Raw genomic sequence first — 19,480 nt, 5'->3', positions numbered from 1 at the left:
GACGTGCAACTGAGTTCGACACATCGCTGTATGCCTGATGCTGCAAGGTGTAGATGAGCCAGAATTTGCTGTCAGATGCATGCTTATGAGTAAAAAGACGACGCCACTTACTACGCCCTACCTGGAGTTTGATCGTCAGCAATGGGCTGCCTTGCGCGACTCAGTGCCGATGACACTGGCAGAGGGTGAAATCGAACGATTGCGCGGCATCAACGAGGATCTCTCGCTGGAAGAGGTCGCGGAGATTTATTTGCCGTTATCGCGCCTGTTAAATTTTTACATCAGTTCTAATCTGCGACGCCAGGCTGTGCTTGAACAGTTTCTTGGCACCAACGCGCAGAAAATCCCTTATATCATCAGCATTGCTGGCAGTGTCGCTGTGGGTAAAAGTACCACCGCCCGCGTGTTGCAGGCACTGCTCAGCCGTTGGCCGGAACATCGCAAAGTAGAATTGATCACCACAGATGGCTTTCTCCACCCAAATGCGGTTCTGAAACAACGCGGGTTGATGAAAAAGAAAGGCTTCCCGCAATCCTACGATATGCATCGACTGGTCAATTTTGTCTCCGACCTAAAGTCCGGTGCCAGCCAGGTAACTGCCCCGGTTTATTCACATCTGATTTATGATGTTATTCCCGACGGCGATAAAGTTGTTAAACAGCCTGATATTCTGATCCTTGAAGGTTTAAACGTGCTGCAAAGCGGAATGGATTATCCTCACGATCCGCATCATGTATTTGTCTCGGATTTTGTCGACTTCTCCATATATGTTGATGCACCTGAAGATCTGCTCGAAAGCTGGTATATCAATCGGTTTCTTAAATTTCGTGAAGGTGCCTTTAGCGATCCAGATTCATATTTCCATCATTATTCTCAACTGCCTGAAGAAGACGCCGTCAGCATTGCTCGCAGTCTGTGGAAAGAGATTAACTGGTTGAATCTTAAAGAGAACATTCTTCCGACTCGTGAGCGGGCCAGCCTTATCATGACGAAGTCAGCTGATCATGCCGTACAACATGTACGACTGAGAAAATAAATACAAAAACAATAAAGCCCTGTATTTTTCAGGGCTTTATTATCAGTGACGAGGCTGTCCTGGCATTCGAAATAGCCGCTGGTTAATTATCGGGTCGTAATGAAATTTCACCACCAACCCATGCCTTAACAGCACCATCCTGTTCCAACAATAAACCACCTTGCTTATCAACACCACGCGCTATGCCATGCACTTCGCGATCGCCAATTAGCAATTTGACTGGCCGATTAATAAAGTTATCCAATGCATCCCAACGCTCAATAAAAGGTGCCAGTCCATCACGTTCAAATAATGGCAAAGCTTCCCGTAGGCTGTTAATCAACTGAGCAGCCAACTGGTTGCGATCGATCTGCACTCCAGCCTCTTGCAAGTTAATCCAGCCTTGATTTATTTGTGTTGCGCCTTCTGATTGCATCGCAAGATTGATACCTGCACCAATGACAATTTGCGCCGCATCGCCCGTTTTTCCGGTCAGTTCAACCAGAATACCGGCCAATTTCCGATCATGCAGATAGAGGTCATTCGGCCATTTAACTCGTACATCTTTTGCACCGAGGGACTGAATAACTTCGGCCATGACAATGCCAATAACAAGGCTAAGCCCCATCGCAGCAGCTGGCCCTTGCTCCAGTCGCCAGTACATCGACATATACAAATTGGCGCCAAAAGGGGAAAACCACTGCCTGCCGCGACGCCCTCGTCCTGCCTGTTGATACTCTGCAATACAGGCATCGCCTGAAACCAGCTGATCCATGCGCTCCAACAGATATTGGTTCGTAGAGTCAATCACCGGAATAACGGCCAGATTAGGTTGATGCAGCCGCGACAATATCTCTTCTTCGTTCAGCAACTGAATGGGAGCAGGCAGGCTGTAACCCTTCCCGGTAACCGTATAAACATCCAGTCCCCAACTCTTCAGCGTTTGTATATGCTTGTTAATCGCTGCCCGGCTCATCCCCAGAACTTCGCCCAGTTGCTCACCAGAATGGAATTCCCCATCTGCCAGTAAAGCGACCAGTTTTAACGGAACACTGTGGTCTTTCATGAGATCACCTCAACGGCATTGCGTTCGCCCTGCGCACCAATAAAACGAACTTCCGGCTCCAGCCAGACATTAAATTTTTCACCGACATGGCTTCGTACTTCCCGTGCCAACTGAACAATGTCCTGAGGTGTCGCTCGATCTTCGTTGATCAGCACCAGCGCCTGCTGACGATGCACAGCAGCACCACCAACCCGATAGCCTTTCAGCTGACATTGATCGATCAACCAACCCGCGGCAAGTTTTACCTCGCCATCAGGTTGCGGATAAAGTGGCATCGTCGGCCACTGGGCACATAACGTAGCAGCCTGGTTGGCAGTAATCAGTGGATTTTTAAAGAAACTCCCCACATTACCCGTTACGCTGGGATCAGGCAGCTTACTCTGACGCATCTGACATACCGCATTGAATACATCCCACGCGCTGGCCGTTGCAGGATTCAGTCGTGCCAGGTCGCCGTAACTCAGTACAAGCCGCCATTGTTTTGTCAGGCGTAATCCAACCGCTACAATGACGTAATCGTTTTTCATTGCATGTTTGAAAATACTGTCACGATAACCGAATGCGCACTCTTCACGATCCAGTCGCACGATTTTCTGGGTGGGCAGATGCAAAGCATCAACATAATGGCAGATATCTTTGAATTCCACCCCGTAAGCACCGATGTTTTGGATAGGAGCTGAACCCGCCATACCTGGAATTAACGCCAGGTTCTCAAGACCCGTAATTCCTTTCTTTAAAGTATGCTCAACCAGTTCATGCCAATTCTCTCCCGCCCCGATATGCAACTGCCATGCTTCGGTATGTTCTTCTATGGCTATACCTTTGATTGCATTAATAATGACAGTACCCTGAAAGTCTTCAAGAAACAGCACATTGCTACCGCCTCCGAGTACCATAAATGGCTGTGTCTGCTGGACACAATCCTGCCATGCATCAATGATGGCTTCTGCGGTATCAGCAATAACGATATGTTTCGCACTGACCTCGAGGCCAAGTGTATTGAAAGCTTTAAGAGAAGTGTTGGGGCTGGACATTTCACGGCCTTAACTGATTAATCTGGCCGTAGTTTACCTGATCAGTTAGTAACGAGTGGGATGTTTTCGTGGTTTTTCATCATCTGAGAGACGATTCTTAAACGTAAAAAAGCCCTGAACTTTCGTTCAGGGCTTCTTCACTTAATTGATGCCTGGCAGTTCCCTACTCTCGCATGGGGAGACCCCACACTACCATCGGCGCTACGGCGTTTCACTTCTGAGTTCGGCATGGGGTCAGGTGGGACCACCGCGCTACAGCCGCCAGGCAAATTCTGTTTATCCGTACCGCCCTCGCAGGCCATACGAATCAATCCGTTCGAACAATGCTGAAAATTCTCGCGTCTCTCAACTCAAAACGCCTCTGGCGTTGTAAGGTTAAGCCTCACGGGTCATTAGTACCGGTTAGCTCAATGCATCGCTGCACTTACACATCCGGCCTATCAACGTCGTCGTCTTCAACGTCCCTTCAGGACTCTCAAGGAGTCAGGGAGAACTCATCTCGGGGCAAGTTTCGTGCTTAGATGCTTTCAGCACTTATCTTTTCCGCACTTAGCTACCGGGCAATGCCATTGGCATGACAACCCGAACACCAGTGGTGCGTTCACTCCGGTCCTCTCGTACTAGGAGCAACCCCCCTCAATTCTCCAGCGCCCACGGCAGATAGGGACCGAACTGTCTCACGACGTTCTAAACCCAGCTCGCGTACCACTTTAAACGGCGAACAGCCGTACCCTTGGGACCTACTTCAGCCCCAGGATGTGATGAGCCGACATCGAGGTGCCAAACACCGCCGTCGATATGAACTCTTGGGCGGTATCAGCCTGTTATCCCCGGAGTACCTTTTATCCGTTGAGCGATGGCCCTTCCATTCAGAACCACCGGATCACTATGACCTGCTTTCGCACCTGCTCGAGCCGTCACTCTCGCAGTCAAGCTGGCTTATGCCATTGCACTAACCTCCTGATGTCCGACCAGGATTAGCCAACCTTCGTGCTCCTCCGTTACACTTTGGGAGGAGACCGCCCCAGTCAAACTACCCACCAGACACTGTCCGCAGCCCGGATTACGGGCCTACGTTAGAACATCAAACATTAAAGGGTGGTATTTCAAGGTTGGCTCCATGCAGACTGGCGTCCACACTTCAAAGCCTCCCACCTATCCTACACATCAAGGCTCAATGTTCAGTGTCAAGCTATAGTAAAGGTTCACGGGGTCTTTCCGTCTTGCCGCGGGTACACTGCATCTTCACAGCGATTTCAATTTCACTGAGTCTCGGGTGGAGACAGCCTGGCCATCATTACGCCATTCGTGCAGGTCGGAACTTACCCGACAAGGAATTTCGCTACCTTAGGACCGTTATAGTTACGGCCGCCGTTTACCGGGGCTTCGATCAAGAGCTTCTCCTTACGGATAACCCCATCAATTAACCTTCCGGCACCGGGCAGGCGTCACACCGTATACGTCCACTTTCGTGTTTGCACAGTGCTGTGTTTTTAATAAACAGTTGCAGCCAGCTGGTATCTTCGACTGGCTTCAGCTCCGGGAGCAAGTCCCTTCACCTAATGCCAGCGTGCCTTCTCCCGAAGTTACGGCACCATTTTGCCTAGTTCCTTCACCCGAGTTCTCTCAAGCGCCTTGGTATTCTCTACCTGACCACCTGTGTCGGTTTGGGGTACGATTTCGTGTTACCTGGAGCTTAGAGGCTTTTCCTGGAAGCAGGGCATCAGTTACTTCACCACCGTAGTGGCTCGTCATCACGCCTCAGCCTTAAAGCATTCCGGATTTGCCTGGAATGCAAGCCTACACGCTTAAACCGGGACAACCGTCGCCCGGATAACCTAGCCTTCTCCGTCCCCCCTTCGCAGTAACACCAAGTACAGGAATATTAACCTGTTTCCCATCGACTACGCTTTTCAGCCTCGCCTTAGGGGTCGACTCACCCTGCCCCGATTAACGTTGGACAGGAACCCTTGGTCTTCCGGCGAGCGGGCTTTTCACCCGCTTTATCGTTACTTATGTCAGCATTCGCACTTCTGATACCTCCAGCAGACCTCACAGTCCACCTTCAGCGGCTTACAGAACGCTCCCCTACCCAACAACACATAGTGTCGCTGCCGCAGCTTCGGTGCATGGTTTAGCCCCGTTACATCTTCCGCGCAGGCCGACTCGACCAGTGAGCTATTACGCTTTCTTTAAATGATGGCTGCTTCTAAGCCAACATCCTGGCTGTCTGGGCCTTCCCACATCGTTTCCCACTTAACCATGACTTTGGGACCTTAGCTGGCGGTCTGGGTTGTTTCCCTCTTCACGACGGACGTTAGCACCCGCCGTGTGTCTCCCGTGATAACATTCTCCGGTATTCGTAGTTTGCATCGGGTTGGTAAGCCGGGATGGCCCCCTAGCCGAAACAGTGCTCTACCCCCGGAGATGAGTTCACGAGGCGCTACCTAAATAGCTTTCGGGGAGAACCAGCTATCTCCCGGTTTGATTGGCCTTTCACCCCCAGCCACAAGTCATCCGCTAATTTTTCAACATTAGTCGGTTCGGTCCTCCAGTTAGTGTTACCCAACCTTCAACCTGCCCATGGCTAGATCACCGGGTTTCGGGTCTATACCCTGCAACTTAACGCCCAATTAAGACTCGGTTTCCCTGCGGCTCCCCTATACGGTTAACCTTGCTACAGAATATAAGTCGCTGACCCATTATACAAAAGGTACGCAGTCACACCCGAAGGTGCTCCCACTGCTTGTACGTACACGGTTTCAGGTTCTGTTTCACTCCCCTCGCCGGGGTTCTTTTCGCCTTTCCCTCACGGTACTGGTTCACTATCGGTCAGTCAGGAGTATTTAGCCTTGGAGGATGGTCCCCCCATATTCAGACAGGATACCACGTGTCCCGCCCTACTCATCGGACTCACAATCTGTGCATTTTCATGTACGGGGCTGTCACCCTGTATCGCGCGACTTTCCAGACGCTTCCATTAACACACAAACTGATTCAGGTCCTGGGCTGTTCCCCGTTCGCTCGCCGCTACTGGGGGAATCTCGGTTGATTTCTTTTCCTCGGGGTACTTAGATGTTTCAGTTCCCCCGGTTCGCCTCGTTAACCTATGTATTCAGTTAACGATAGTGCATAAATGCACTGGGTTTCCCCATTCGGACATCGTCGGCTGTTGCGGTTCATATCACCTTACCGACGCTTTTCGCAGATTAGCACGTCCTTCATCGCCTCTGACTGCCAGGGCATCCACCGTGTACGCTTAGTCGCTTAACCTCACAACCCACAGGCGTTTTCACGCATGCAGACTGCAAGCATTTGAGAGACTCGAACACATCGTTTTCATTTCTTATTACGGAGAAATGAAACAACGTGTCGTTTCAAATTTTCAGCTTGTTCCGGATTGTTAAAGAGCAAATATCTCAAACATGACTCGTAAGCCAGTTTTGAGATACTGAGCAGCGACACCTTTCACCTGTCACCAAGCAAGTGGCGTCCCCTAGGGGATTCGAACCCCTGTTGCCGCCGTGAAAGGGCGGAGTCCTAACCGCTAGACGAAGGGGACACATGAAGTGTCACGACTTCGCAGCCGTCTTGCTCATTACGTTTTCATCAGACAATCTGTGTGAGCACTTCGAAGGAAAGTATCTTCAGGTAAGGAGGTGATCCAACCGCAGGTTCCCCTACGGTTACCTTGTTACGACTTCACCCCAGTCATGAATCACAAAGTGGTAAGCGCCCTCCCGAAGGTTAAGCTACCTACTTCTTTTGCAACCCACTCCCATGGTGTGACGGGCGGTGTGTACAAGGCCCGGGAACGTATTCACCGTAGCATTCTGATCTACGATTACTAGCGATTCCGACTTCATGGAGTCGAGTTGCAGACTCCAATCCGGACTACGACGCACTTTATGAGGTCCGCTTGCTCTCGCGAGGTCGCTTCTCTTTGTATGCGCCATTGTAGCACGTGTGTAGCCCTGGCCGTAAGGGCCATGATGACTTGACGTCATCCCCACCTTCCTCCGGTTTATCACCGGCAGTCTCCTTTGAGTTCCCGACCGAATCGCTGGCAACAAAGGATAAGGGTTGCGCTCGTTGCGGGACTTAACCCAACATTTCACAACACGAGCTGACGACAGCCATGCAGCACCTGTCTCACGGTTCCCGAAGGCACTAAGGCATCTCTGCCAAATTCCGTGGATGTCAAGGCCAGGTAAGGTTCTTCGCGTTGCATCGAATTAAACCACATGCTCCACCGCTTGTGCGGGCCCCCGTCAATTCATTTGAGTTTTAACCTTGCGGCCGTACTCCCCAGGCGGTCGACTTAACGCGTTAGCTCCGGAAGCCACGCCTCAAGGGCACAACCTCCAAGTCGACATCGTTTACAGCGTGGACTACCAGGGTATCTAATCCTGTTTGCTCCCCACGCTTTCGCACCTGAGCGTCAGTCTTTGTCCAGGGGGCCGCCTTCGCCACCGGTATTCCTCCAGATCTCTACGCATTTCACCGCTACACCTGGAATTCTACCCCCCTCTACAAGACTCTAGCCTGCCAGTTTCGAATGCAGTTCCCAGGTTAAGCCCGGGGATTTCACATCCGACTTGACAGACCGCCTGCGTGCGCTTTACGCCCAGTAATTCCGATTAACGCTTGCACCCTCCGTATTACCGCGGCTGCTGGCACGGAGTTAGCCGGTGCTTCTTCTGCGGGTAACGTCAATGATGATGCGTATTAAACATCATCCTTTCCTCCCCGCTGAAAGTACTTTACAACCCGAAGGCCTTCTTCATACACGCGGCATGGCTGCATCAGGCTTGCGCCCATTGTGCAATATTCCCCACTGCTGCCTCCCGTAGGAGTCTGGACCGTGTCTCAGTTCCAGTGTGGCTGGTCATCCTCTCAGACCAGCTAGGGATCGTCGCCTAGGTGAGCCGTTACCCCACCTACTAGCTAATCCCATCTGGGTTCATCCGATGGTGTGAGGCCCGAAGGTCCCCCACTTTGGTCTTGCGACGTTATGCGGTATTAGCTACCGTTTCCAGTAGTTATCCCCCTCCATCGGGCAGATCCCCAGACATTACTCACCCGTCCGCCACTCGTCACCCAAGGAGCAAGCTCCTCTGTGCTACCGTTCGACTTGCATGTGTTAGGCCTGCCGCCAGCGTTCAATCTGAGCCATGATCAAACTCTTCAATTTAAGTTTGATGCTCAAAGAATTAAACTTCGTAATAAATTACGTGTTCACTCTTGAGACTTGATATTTTTTAAGTCCGTAGACTTTTGATATCAATCCTGCGAGTGCCCACACAGATTGTCTGATAAATTGTTAAAGAGCAGTGCGAGCAGCGGGTTAACCGTCTGTCGCGAGGTGGCGTATATTACGCTTTCCTCCTTCAGAGTCAATCTCTTTTTCGAGATTTTTCTCTGGCGGGATGAATCACTTCGTCCCTCGCTGACCGTCTGCGTTGCCGCTTTGCCGTGTCAGTGGAGGCGCATTATAGGGAGATAATTCTGACTGACAAGCGTTTATTGCAAAAAAATGATCGTTCGGACTAAATTTCACCAAAGCGGTCTATTTCACAACGATTTGCCTGGTAACTGCGCAAAATCCTGGGCAAAAAGCGCGACCTTTTGCCAATCGGTGTACTCCACCTCTTTAGAAGTATCTGTTTCCCCGCCCGTCATACGCATAATCAACTGAATCATGACGCGGTCGAACCAACGATAGCGCGGATAACGCAGCGCACCGGCAAATACCGCACAGCAGTCTGGCTGCCAGGGTGACTGGGCCAGAAACTTACGGGTGTAAGCATTAGTCTCCGGTGTGCATTTATCTGCTTTACGTGCTGTCAGATTCACACTGAAGAAACCACTAACACGCTGCTGCAACTCTCCCAAATGCTGAGTGACAAACTTCATTAATGCCGGATGGAAATGACCATAGCGAATCGAGGCACCAATCAGCACCCGATCATATTGCGCCCAATCAAGCGTCGCTGTCTGTGATATCTCAATCACATCACACAACTGTTGCGGTGCCAGGTTTTGCGCAATACGTCCGGCAATTTTCTGTGTTTGCCCGTCACGGCTGGAATAAACAATCAACGCTTTCATTACACTATCCCGTTTTATCACTCGCGCCAGAAGGTCGGGGTGAAGAGCACCAGCAAAGTAAACACCTCAAGGCGGCCAAACAGCATGGTCGAAATCAATATCCACTTCGCCACATCATTCATCGAAGCAAAGTTATCGGCGACCACCCCCAGCCCAGGTCCGAGGTTATTGAGGGTCGCGGCAACAGCGGCAAAAGCGGAGAAATCATCGACACCGGTGGCGATGATTGCCAGCATACTCACCAGGAACACCAGCGCATAAGCGGAGAAGAATCCCCAAACCGCTTCCAGAATGCGTTCCGGCAATGCACGGTTCCCCAACTTAATAGTGTAAACCGCGTTAGGGTGGACAAGGCGCTTCAGCTCACGCGAACCCTGTTTGCACAGCAACAGAATACGGATCACCTTCAGGCCGCCACCGGTCGAACCCGCACAGCCACCGATAAAAGCGGAACACAGCAACAGCACCGGCAGAAACAGCGGCCAACGCGCGATGCTGTCCGTAGTGAATCCGGCGGTGGTGGCCATCGATACCACCTGGAAAAAGGCCTGGTTCAGCGTTTGTAAGCCACTGGAATAGACATCATGGAACCACAGCACCACGGTACAGATCACCACCAGCGTCAACTGCACGCCAATGAACATCCGAAACTCCGGATCGCGCCAGTACACTTTCAGGCTGCGGCCACTCAATAAAGAGAAGTGCAAGCCATAGTTACAGCCAGAGATCAGCAGGAATACCGCCACGATGGTATTGATTGTTGGGCTGTTGAAATAGCCAATGCTGGCATCATGTGTCGAGAAGCCACCGATGGCGATGGTGGAAAAACTATGGCCGATAGCATCAAACACCGGCATCCCCGCCAGCCACAGCGCCACGGCACAGGCGATGGTCAGCAGAACATAGATCAACCACAGGGTTTTTGCCGTCTCTGCGATACGCGGTCGCATTTTGTTATCTTTCAGCGGTCCGGGCATTTCAGCGCGATACAACTGCATCCCACCCACACCGAGAATCGGTAGGATCGCCACCGCCAGCACAATGATCCCCATCCCCCCCAACCATTGCAGCATCTGCCGATAGAACAGAATCGCTTTGGGCAACGAATCCAGCCCCACCAGCGTCGTCGCCCCGGTAGTGGTTAAACCGGAAAAGGATTCAAAGAACGCATCGGTCACCGACAGGTGCGGCTGCTCGGCAAACATAAACGGCATGGCCCCCACGCTGCCCAGCACGGTCCAGAATAACACCACGATCAGAAAACCTTCGCGCGGCTTCAGCTCGGTCTTTTGTTTGCGGTTCGGCCACCACAGCAGTGAACCAATGACAATGGCCATCATAAAGGTCTGACTGAACGCCCGTCCGGCACCGTCACGATAAATTAAGGCCACCAGACCTGGCAGGATCATGGTTACTGAGAACAAAATCACCAGCAGGCCCACAATGCGGGTAATGGCGCGAAAATGCATTCAGCCTTTTCCTTTCAAAGAGATATGCTTGAATTTTCCAGTGGGATGAGCGTCAGCATGCCCCGACTGTAATCAGAGAGGTTTTGCCGAAAGCCATCGATCTGGCTATGCGGTAATGCCAGGCGCAGCGTGATGCGATCAAGATAATGGCTCTCTTCGACCTTGCCGTCAAAACGCTGCAGCAGGCGCTCGATATCGCTGAGCTGTGCATAGTCACATTGCAGAGTAAAAGATTGCATCGGTACCTTACGGCAACGCGCCAGCTGTTTTAATCCTTGCTGCACACCGCCGCCATAGGCTTTCACCAGCCCACCGGTGCCGAGCATAATGCCACCGTAATAGCGCACCACCACCGCAGTGATTTCCCCCACACCGCTCCCCATTAGCTGAGCAAGCATCGGTTTGCCTGCGGTACCTGATGGCTCGCCATCATCAGAAAAACCCAGTTGCTGCGAATCATCCGGCGCGCCCGCCACCCATGCCCAACAATGATGTCGCGCGGTGGGGTGTTCAGCTTTAATCTGCTGAACAAAAGCACGCGCCGCTTCCACGCCGTCGGTGTGCGCCAGCAGCGTGATAAAGCGGCTTTTTTTGATGGTTTCCTCGCTAAGGCTGACCGCCTCAGCGGGAATGTCATAAGCGTCCATCAGGCCAGATGCAGATCGCGCGTCATGTTTTCAATCCGGTTGGCATGAATCACCACGTTATCCTCAATGCGGATGCCGCCATACGGTTTCAGCGCATCGATCGCCTGCCAGTCAAAGTGATCTTTGTACTTACCGGTACGCAGTGCAGCCAGCAGTGAATCGATAATATAAAAGCCCGGCTCAATGGTCAGCACCATGCCTGGCTCCAGCACGCGGGTGCAGCGCAGATACGGATACTGTGCCGGAGCGGCCAGGTGCGTACCTTTATCATCCTGCATAAAACCGGCCACGTCATGCACCTGAAGCCCCAACGGATGACCAAGACCATGCGGCATAAATGGACCGGTTAAATCTTCCGCCACCAGCGTTTCTTCGCTCAGTCCCTTCACCAGTTCAAACTTCAACAGCATACGCGCAATGCGTTGGTGCATCTGTAGATGATAATCGGTATATCGCACGCCCGCTTTAAGGGTGGCAATCAGCGCCAGCTCCTCTTTGTTCATGGTTTCAACCATCTCGGCGTAGCGTGATTTCGCCTGGGCGGCGTAACTGCGCGTCAAATCAGCGGCATAACCAAGGTACTCAGCACCGGCGTCAATCAAAAAGCTGTGGCGCTTCGCGGGCGGCTGATGATCCAGTTTGGTGTAATGGAGCACGGCGGCATGTTCATTCAGCGCGATGATGTTACCGTAAGGCACATCGATATCACGGTGGCCGGTCGCACTCAGGTAAGCGATATTGATATCGAACTCACTCATGCCAGAGAAGAAGGCTTCTTTGGCCGCACGATGTCCCGCCACTGCCAGCTTCTGCGCTTCACGCATACAGGCCAGTTCATAGTCGGTTTTGATGCTGCGATGGTAATGCAGGAAATCGATCACCCCTTTGGGGTTGATGCTATCCGCCTTGATGCTCAACTGGGTGGCACGGTTTGGCACTGGCCCGATATAAGCCACATTGTCGCGCTGGGTCGGAAGCAGTTGTGCAATTTCGTCAGCATTTTTCAGGCCGATAACGTCAACATCTCCGGTCCAGAAGCTATTCGGCAGCGGCTCCACGTTGTGCCAGTAATCCACCGGTGAATAGAACCACAGTTTCGGTTTATTCACGCCGTCAATCCATAACCAGCAGTTAGGCACCTGCGTCACCGGCACCCAGGCTTTGAACTGCGGATTCACCTTAAATGGATAGTCGTGATCGTCGAGGAACACCGTCAGCAACTCGCCAGAGTGAATCAACATAGCATCGAGTTTAAAACGCGCCAGCACCTGCTGCGCACGCTGTTGTAGCGTATTGATATGCGCGTGATACAGGGTTTTCAGTGAATCCATGAACTTGTCTCCAATATCGCGAAAATGGCCGCAGTGTAGCATAGCCGCGTCCGTGATGCCGTGCCCCTGCGCGCTGTGATCGCTGTATCAAATAATCAAACTCTTGTTTGCAAAAAATTAACATCGAACTCACACTCACGATCATCTGGTATGACCAGATCAACTTTCGCGGTTTCAGGAGACGGACATGCTCTACCAAGGCGATACCCTTTCTGTTCGCTGGCTCGACGATGGCATCGCCGAGCTGGTTTTCAACGCGCCCGGTTCGGTGAACAAACTCGATACCAAAACCGTAGCCTCGCTGGGTGAGGCGCTGGGTGTACTGGAGCAGCAGCCCACATTGCGCGGCCTGTTGCTCACGTCGGCCAAACCGGCGTTTATCGTCGGTGCCGACATCACCGAATTTCTTTCCCTGTTTGATGCGCCAGTTGAAAAACTGAGCCAGTGGCTGGCGTTTGCCAATAGCATCTTTAATCGTCTGGAAGATCTCCCGGTCCCTACCGTCTCCGCTATCGATGGCTATGCCCTGGGTGGTGGTTGCGAGTGCGTACTGGCAACCGACTTCCGCATCGGAACCCCACAACTGCGCATTGGCCTGCCGGAAACCAAACTGGGCATCATGCCGGGCTTTGGTGGTAGCGTGCGTTTGCCGCGTCTGCTGGGTGCCGACAGTGCACTGGAGATTATCGCCGCAGGCAAAGATGTCGATGGCAGCAGCGCCCTGAAACTGGGCCTGATCGATGCGGTAGTCAGCAGCGACAAACTGCGCAGCGCCGCATTAACCGTGTTGCGGGACGCTATGGTGCAGGGCAGTTGGCAGGCGCGTCGCGCACCGAAACTGGCGCCACTGAAACTCAGCCCAATTGAAGCGGCGATGAGTTTTACCATCGCCAAAAGCATGGTGCTGCAAACGGCGGGTAAACATTACCCGGCACCGATCACCGCAGTTAAAACCATTGAAGCGGCTGCCACACTCGGACGCGATGATGCCTTGAAACTGGAAACCGCTGCATTTGTGCCGCTGGCGCAAAGTGATGTGGCACGCTCGTTGGTCGGCATCTTCCTCAATGATCAATATGTCAAAGCCGAGGCGAAAAAACGCGGCAATGCCACCACAACGCCAGCGCAGGCGGCGGTACTGGGTGCCGGGATCATGGGCGGCGGCATTGCATATCAGTCAGCGTGGAAAGGCGTACCGGTGCAGATGAAAGACATCAATCCGCAGGCGCTGGCGCTCGGCATGAAAGAAGCGAGCAAGCTGCTGAACAAACAGCTGGAGCGCGGCAAGATTGATGGCGCGAAGCTGGCCAGCGTGCTGACCACCATCCAGCCAACGCTGGACTACGCCGGATTTGCACGCGCGGATGTGGTGGTGGAGGCGGTGGTGGAAAACCCGCAAATCAAAGCTAAAGTGCTGGCCGAAACCGAGCAGCATCTGCGCGATGATGCCATTCTGGCTTCCAACACCTCGACCATTCCTATCAGCCTGCTGGCGCAATCGCTGCAACGACCAGAAAATTTCTGCGGCATGCACTTCTTTAACCCGGTGCCACGTATGCCGCTGGTTGAAGTGATCCGTGGCGAAAAAACATCTGAAGAGACAATCGGTAAGGTGGTCGCCTGGGCCAGCAAGATGGGTAAGACGCCCATTGTGGTCAATGACTGCCCCGGCTTCTTTGTTAACCGTGTGCTGTTCCCCTACTTCGCCGCCTTCAGCCTGTTGCTGCGTGATGGTGCCGATTTCCGTCAGATCGACAAAGTGATGGAGAAACAGTTTGGCTGGCCGATGGGTCCAGCATGGCTGTTGGATGTGGTAGGGATCGATACCGCTCATCACGCCCAGCAGGTAATGGCGCAGGGTTTCCCCTCACGGATGCAAAAAGATTATCGCGACGCCATTGACGTTCTGTACGAAGCCGGTCGCTATGGGCAGAAAAATGGTCTGGGTTTCTGGCGTTGGACCGAGGACAAAAAGGGCAAAGCGCAGAAACAGGCCGATGCGGAAGTGGATACGTTACTGCAACACGTCTGCCAGCCGAAGCGTGTCTTCAGCGATGAAGAGATTGCTAACCGCATGATGCTGCCAATGCTGAACGAGGTTGTGCGCTGCCTGGAAGAGAAGATTATCGCTTCCCCGGCCGAAGCGGATATGGCGTTGGTATATGGCCTCGGTTTCCCGCCGTTCCGTGGCGGTGCCTGCCGTTATATGGATACGCTGGGCAACAGCACGGTGGTTGATCAGGCCAAACGCTACACCGCGCTCGGTCCCCTGTATGCGCTGCCGGAGTTGCTGGTGCAGAAAGCTCACCAGCATCAAAGCTGGTATCCCGCAGCCCTCCCCATTGATGAAGCCGCGCTGCAAAGTGCCTGAGGATAATAAAATGGAAAATGTGGTTATTATCGATGCCGCCCGCACGCCAATGGGACGTTCCAAAGGTGGCGCATTTCGTCAGGTCCGTGCGGAAGATCTCTCTGCTCACCTGATGCGTGAACTGCTGAGTCGTAACCCGGCGATTGATCCCGCTTCCCTGGACGACATTATTTGGGGCTGCGTACAGCAAACGCTGGAGCAAGGCTTCAACATTGCCCGTAACGCTGCGTTGCTGGCAGAAATCCCGCATCGCGTCCCCGCCAGCACCGTTAACCGCTTGTGCGGTTCATCGATGCAGGCACTGCACGATGCCGCCCGCGCCATTATGGTCGGTGACGCACAAAGCTGCCTGATTGGCGGTGTGGAACATATGGGTCACGTCCCCATGAATCATGGCGTGGATTTCCATCCCGGCCTGAGCCGCACCGTCGCCAAAGCTGCCGGCATGATGGGCCTGACTGCCGAAATGCTGGCACGTATGCACCATATCAGCCGTGAACAACAGGATGCCTTTGCGTTACGTTCACACCAGCGTGCCTGGCAAGCTACCCAGCGTGGCGATTTTAAGCGTGAAATTATCCCCACCTACGGTCACGACGGCGACGGGGTGCTGAAACGCTATGATGCTGATGAGGTCATCCGCGAAGACGCCAGCCTGGAAGGATTGGCGGCGCTGAAACCGGCGTTTGACCCGGTCAACGGAACCGTGACCGCCGGTAGCTCCTCCGCCCTTTCCGATGGCGCGGCCGCGATGCTGATCATGAGCGAAAGCCGTGCGCGCGAGCTTGGCCTGACGCCGCGTGCGCGTATTCGCAGCATGGCGGTAGTGGGCTGCGATCCATCGATTATGGGATACGGTCCGGTCCCGGCCAGTAAGCTGGCGCTAAAGCGTGCCGGTTTAACCGTACAAGATATTGATCTGTTTGAATTGAACGAAGCCTTCGCCGCCCAGACGTTACCATGCCTGAAAGATTTGGGCCTGCTGGAGCTGATGGATGAGAAGGTCAATCTGAATGGTGGCGCGATTGCGCTTGGCCACCCGCTGGGATGTTCCGGGGCACGAATCAGCACCACGTTGTTGAATCTGATGGAACGTCGGGATGCGCAGTTTGGCCTGGCCACCATGTGTATCGGTTTAGGCCAGGGCATCGCCACGGTATTCGAACGCCTTTAATACGTTGACCACCTGCATGATTTCCCGCCCTTTCGGGCGGGCTTTTTTGCCTTATGCAACCAACACATACCCACGTAGCTGCGCGATTTATCGCGCGGATTTTTCTGCCAGCTCGCACAAAATTGCGCGATAAATCGCGCCGCTACGATGGCTTAGCCGCTATCAGATAAAGGCAAAGGCATCGCCGTACATCTGCGCTTCCAGCGCACCGCGTTCCGCGCAGAAGCGCTCGCGGGCAATCTTCGCCATTTCAAACCGGCCTGCAATATAGATATCGTGCCCACTTAGCGTGGCGTAGTCCTGCATCACTGCCGTCAGCACCGTCCCGGTACGTCCCTGCCAACCTGCTCCCGGCTGCTCCACCACTGGAATCACCTTCAGATGTGGGTGTTTCACCGCCAGCGCATTCAGTTCGTCAAGATCGTACAAATGCGTGAGTTCGCGGCCGCCCCAGTAAATGGCGATATCACGATCGGGCTGCTGCGCCAGCGCGGTCAGCAGAATGGAGCGGGCGTAGGAGAAACCGGTACCGCCGGCAATCAGGATGATGGGACGATCGCTCTCTTCGCGCAGCCAGGCATCGCCGTGCGGCATATCCACGGTAATTTCACGCTGGTTCTGGATACGCTCCATCACCGCCATCGCATAGAGATTCAACTCAGAGGCACCGATATGCAGCTCAATGATGTCTTTTTCCATCGGCGTAGAGGCGAGGGAAAAGGGACGCTTATCGCGCTCATCCATCACCACCATCAGGTACTGTCCGGCACGAAAGCTAAAATCCGCTTCCGGGATCAAACGGACGCGGTAGACGGTATCCGTAATTGCTTCAACCGAAGTCACTTTGCAGCTTAACGTTGTCATGCGTTCCCTCTGTCGGGTCGTTTGTTTTTATGGTTTGCTCGCCGCCATCAGCGCTGTGGCGGCTCGGCAAAAATGCCTAACTCATCCCAAATGGCGTCGATACGCGCCGTGACCGCCGGATCTTTCACAATCGGTGTGCCCCACTCACGCGTGGTTTCGCCCGGCCATTTATTGGTGGCATCGAGGCCCATCTTCGAACCCAGCCCGGAAACCGGTGACGCAAAATCGAGATAATCGATCGGCGTATTTTCCACCAGCACCGTGTCACGCGCCGGATCCATACGGGTGGTAATGGCCCAGATCACATCGTTCCAGTCACGCGCATTGACGTCATCGTCACACACAATAACAAATTTGGTGTACATGAACTGCCGCAGGAACGACCAGACGCCAAACATCACGCGCTTGGCATGACCAGCGTACTGTTTTTTCATGGTCACCACGGCCAGCCGATACGAACACCCTTCCGGCGGCAGATAAAAATCCACAATCTCCGGGAACTGCTTAATCAGAATCGGCACCAGCACTTCGTTCAGCGCCACCCCCAACACTGCCGGTTCATCCGGTGGACGGCCGGTATAGGTTGAGTGATAAATCGGGTTACGACGTTGCGTTATGTGCGTCACGGTAAACACCGGGAAGCTATCTACTTCATTGTAGTAGCCGGTGTGGTCGCCGTACGGACCTTCAGGGGCCATGTCGCCGGGTTCGATGTAGCCTTCCAGCACAATTTCAGCGCTGGCGGGTACTTCCAGGTCGTTGGAGAGGCACTTCACCACTTCGGTTTTATTGCCGCGCAGCAGGCCCGCGAAGGCGTATTCGGACAACGTATCCGGCACCGGCGTCACTGCGCCGAGGATGGTGGCGGGATCCGCCCCCAGAGCCACCGCAACCGGGAAACGTTCGCCGGGATGGGCTTTGCACCACTCCTGAAAATCGAGTGCGCCACCGCGATGTGATAACCAGCGCATGATCAGACGGTTTTTGCCAATCACCTGCTGACGATAGATGCCGAGATTCTGCCGCTCTTTATGCGGTCCACGCGTGACGGTTAAACCCCAGGTAATTAACGGCGCGGCGTCGTCCGGCCAGCATTTCATTACCGGGATGCGCGATAAATCGACCTCGTCACCGCTAAACACTTCTTCCTGGCACGGCGCATTACGCAACCGCTTGGTTGGCATGTTCAGCACCTGCTTAAACTGCGGCATCTTGTCGAACAGATCGCGAAAACCTTTCGGCGGCTCAGGCTCTTTAAGAAACGCCAGCAGTTTACCCACTTCGCGCAGTGCGCTGACATCTTCCTGGCCCATGCCCATTGCCACGCGCTTGGGCGTACCAAACAGGTTGCACAGCACCGGCATGTCATAACCTTTCGGGTTTTCAAACAGCAGCGCCGGGCCACCGGCACGCAGAGTGCGGTCGGCAATTTCGGTCATCTCCAGTTCGGGATCGATCGCCTGAGAGATGCGTTTTAACTCGCCCCGCTGCTCCAGCAGCGCAAGGAAATCACGTAAATCCTGATATTTCATGTAGGGTTAACTTCCAGCCCAGAGGAATCGGCCATTATAGGGCCGATTCTGCGGGCATGTTGAGGTTTCTTCGTCAGACGGGCTGACAGGAAAATGGCACCAACGATTGCAGCGCCAGCACGTCATGGAAGGCGGCGATCGGCTCGCCGTGGCGGAACACCTTAAAATCTTCCCCACGCGCGCTGTAATAACGCAGACAATTTTCGCTAACGTGCAAGAAGCTGCCTTCACGTAAGGCAATCACCGACTCATGCGGGTTGACCGCACAAAACTCCGCCAGCCGTTCATCACGGGTTTCGCCCATATGGCCGCTGACGTGCGCATCGAGATAATGTGGGTTGATTTGCACCGGAAACAGTCCCAGCGCAGGCAAGACCACGCTGCTACGCACCGGCATATCATTGGTGGTACGGATCGACGGGGTTGCCACATTGCATCCGGCACTCCAGCCAACATAAGGCACCTGACGTTCACGCACCGCGCGCTGAATCGCCACAATTAACCCATGCTCATGCAGCATTTGATTGAGCAGCCAGGTGTTACCGCCGCTGACCAGAATCAACTCTGCCTGTTCAATGGCAGCCACCGGTGAGTCGAACTCATGCACGGTACGCACCTGGACACCGAGAGAGTCACTGAGATCCTGCGCGCGCTGGGCATGATCACCACGAATAATCGCGTAAGGCACCAGTACGGCGGAGGTAATACCGCGTTGCGCAATCATCGCATGCAGCTGCGGGTGGGCGTAGCTCAACAACGGCGCATCATCGGCCAGCTTGCCATTACTTAACAGGAACAGTTCCATCAGACGGTCCTTTTCATTCATAAGATGGAGAAGGAGTCTGATACAGATTATCGCCAGACGT

At 53.6% G+C, this 19,480-nt stretch carries 12 protein-coding genes, 1 tRNA gene and 3 rRNA genes; 3 read left to right on the top strand and 13 right to left on the bottom strand.

The window, feature by feature from the left end:
* Positions 1–85: 85 nt before the first annotated feature.
* Positions 86–1,036 carry a type I pantothenate kinase gene (gene coaA / locus AC6I8T_RS01155; RefSeq protein ID WP_209012100.1) on the top strand — a complete coding sequence of 317 codons (951 nt, stop codon included), beginning with the start codon at positions 86–88 and terminating at the stop codon, positions 1,034–1,036.
* A gap of 82 nt (positions 1,037–1,118) precedes the next feature.
* Here the strand turns inward: coaA and birA are convergent, their stop codons facing one another.
* The 10 genes from birA to pepQ all read right to left on the bottom strand — a co-directional run bounded on the left by birA (position 1,119) and on the right by pepQ (position 12,673).
* Complete coding sequence (birA, locus tag AC6I8T_RS01150; protein WP_497833437.1) at positions 1,119–2,081, bottom strand: bifunctional biotin--[acetyl-CoA-carboxylase] ligase/biotin operon repressor BirA; 963 nt, start codon at positions 2,079–2,081, stop codon at positions 1,119–1,121.
* Positions 2,078–3,115 (bottom strand): UDP-N-acetylmuramate dehydrogenase, encoded by a 1,038-nt coding sequence (murB, locus tag AC6I8T_RS01145; protein WP_208724564.1) that lies wholly within the window; start codon positions 3,113–3,115, stop codon positions 2,078–2,080. Before murB ends, birA begins: the two co-directional genes overlap by 4 nt.
* A gap of 150 nt (positions 3,116–3,265) precedes the next feature.
* Positions 3,266–3,381: ribosomal RNA gene (rrf, locus tag AC6I8T_RS01140) — 5S ribosomal RNA — on the bottom strand.
* A 105-nt stretch (positions 3,382–3,486) separates the two neighbouring features.
* Positions 3,487–6,388: ribosomal RNA gene (locus tag AC6I8T_RS01135) — 23S ribosomal RNA — on the bottom strand.
* A 214-nt stretch (positions 6,389–6,602) separates the two neighbouring features.
* A tRNA-Glu gene (locus AC6I8T_RS01130) sits at positions 6,603–6,677 on the bottom strand.
* 90 nt (positions 6,678–6,767) lie between these two features.
* A 16S ribosomal RNA gene (locus AC6I8T_RS01125) occupies positions 6,768–8,309 on the bottom strand.
* Together the 16S, 23S and 5S rRNA genes with 1 tRNA gene alongside form the textbook arrangement of a ribosomal RNA operon.
* 380 nt (positions 8,310–8,689) lie before the next feature.
* Positions 8,690–9,226, bottom strand: coding sequence for a menaquinone-dependent protoporphyrinogen IX dehydrogenase (gene hemG, locus AC6I8T_RS01120; RefSeq protein ID WP_497833436.1), 537 nt, complete (start codon positions 9,224–9,226; stop codon positions 8,690–8,692).
* A gap of 17 nt (positions 9,227–9,243) precedes the next feature.
* Positions 9,244–10,695, bottom strand: coding sequence for a Trk system potassium transporter TrkH (gene trkH, locus AC6I8T_RS01115; RefSeq protein WP_021183831.1), 1,452 nt, complete (start codon positions 10,693–10,695; stop codon positions 9,244–9,246).
* Between the two features lie 14 nt (positions 10,696–10,709).
* Positions 10,710–11,342 carry an IMPACT family protein gene (locus AC6I8T_RS01110; RefSeq protein WP_497833435.1) on the bottom strand — a complete coding sequence of 211 codons (633 nt, stop codon included), beginning with the start codon at positions 11,340–11,342 and terminating at the stop codon, positions 10,710–10,712.
* Positions 11,342–12,673, bottom strand: a complete 1,332-nt coding sequence (gene pepQ, locus AC6I8T_RS01105) for a Xaa-Pro dipeptidase (protein ID WP_497833434.1) — start codon at positions 12,671–12,673, stop codon at positions 11,342–11,344. The genes AC6I8T_RS01110 and pepQ overlap by 1 nt, the downstream gene beginning before the upstream one ends.
* Positions 12,674–12,860: 187 nt before the next feature.
* Between pepQ and fadB the strand changes: the two genes are divergently transcribed.
* On the top strand, positions 12,861–15,044 hold the full coding sequence (fadB, locus tag AC6I8T_RS01100) for a fatty acid oxidation complex subunit alpha FadB (RefSeq protein ID WP_208724560.1): 2,184 nt from the start codon (positions 12,861–12,863) through the stop codon (positions 15,042–15,044).
* A 10-nt stretch (positions 15,045–15,054) separates the two neighbouring features.
* Positions 15,055–16,218, top strand: a complete 1,164-nt coding sequence (fadA, locus tag AC6I8T_RS01095) for an acetyl-CoA C-acyltransferase FadA (protein WP_021183827.1) — start codon at positions 15,055–15,057, stop codon at positions 16,216–16,218.
* Positions 16,219–16,380: 162 nt separating this feature from the next.
* Here the strand turns inward: fadA and fre are convergent, their stop codons facing one another.
* The 3 genes from fre to pepE all read right to left on the bottom strand — a co-directional run bounded on the left by fre (position 16,381) and on the right by pepE (position 19,419).
* A complete protein-coding gene (gene fre / locus AC6I8T_RS01090) occupies positions 16,381–17,082 on the bottom strand; it encodes an NAD(P)H-flavin reductase (RefSeq protein WP_208724558.1) in 702 nt (233 codons plus the stop codon).
* A gap of 47 nt (positions 17,083–17,129) precedes the next feature.
* A complete protein-coding gene (ubiD, locus tag AC6I8T_RS01085; protein WP_021183825.1) occupies positions 17,130–18,614 on the bottom strand; it encodes a 4-hydroxy-3-polyprenylbenzoate decarboxylase in 1,485 nt (494 codons plus the stop codon).
* Between the two features lie 73 nt (positions 18,615–18,687).
* Complete coding sequence (pepE, locus tag AC6I8T_RS01080) at positions 18,688–19,419, bottom strand: dipeptidase PepE (protein ID WP_497833433.1); 732 nt, start codon at positions 19,417–19,419, stop codon at positions 18,688–18,690.
* Positions 19,420–19,480 lie beyond the last annotated feature (61 nt).

This window comes from Pantoea sp. X-Soil-OKNW-556 (genome assembly GCF_059730695.1).
The sequence above is the reverse complement of the archived record's forward strand: the minus strand, read 5'-3'. Positions and strand labels throughout refer to the sequence as shown.

Bases quoted from the DNA above. Each gene is read 5' to 3' on its own strand.
- coaA (WP_209012100.1), top strand. From the start codon at position 86: ATGAGTAAAAAGACGACGCCACTTACTACGCCCTACCTGGAGTTTGAT.
- birA (WP_497833437.1), bottom strand. From the start codon at position 2,081: ATGAAAGACCACAGTGTTCCGTTAAAACTGGTCGCTTTACTGGCAGAT.
- murB (WP_208724564.1), bottom strand. From the start codon at position 3,115: ATGTCCAGCCCCAACACTTCTCTTAAAGCTTTCAATACACTTGGCCTC.
- hemG (WP_497833436.1), bottom strand. From the start codon at position 9,226: ATGAAAGCGTTGATTGTTTATTCCAGCCGTGACGGGCAAACACAGAAA.
- trkH (WP_021183831.1), bottom strand. From the start codon at position 10,695: ATGCATTTTCGCGCCATTACCCGCATTGTGGGCCTGCTGGTGATTTTG.
- AC6I8T_RS01110 (WP_497833435.1), bottom strand. From the start codon at position 11,342: ATGGACGCTTATGACATTCCCGCTGAGGCGGTCAGCCTTAGCGAGGAA.
- pepQ (WP_497833434.1), bottom strand. From the start codon at position 12,673: ATGGATTCACTGAAAACCCTGTATCACGCGCATATCAATACGCTACAA.
- fadB (WP_208724560.1), top strand. From the start codon at position 12,861: ATGCTCTACCAAGGCGATACCCTTTCTGTTCGCTGGCTCGACGATGGC.
- fadA (WP_021183827.1), top strand. From the start codon at position 15,055: ATGGAAAATGTGGTTATTATCGATGCCGCCCGCACGCCAATGGGACGT.
- fre (WP_208724558.1), bottom strand. From the start codon at position 17,082: ATGACAACGTTAAGCTGCAAAGTGACTTCGGTTGAAGCAATTACGGAT.
- ubiD (WP_021183825.1), bottom strand. From the start codon at position 18,614: ATGAAATATCAGGATTTACGTGATTTCCTTGCGCTGCTGGAGCAGCGG.
- pepE (WP_497833433.1), bottom strand. From the start codon at position 19,419: ATGGAACTGTTCCTGTTAAGTAATGGCAAGCTGGCCGATGATGCGCCG.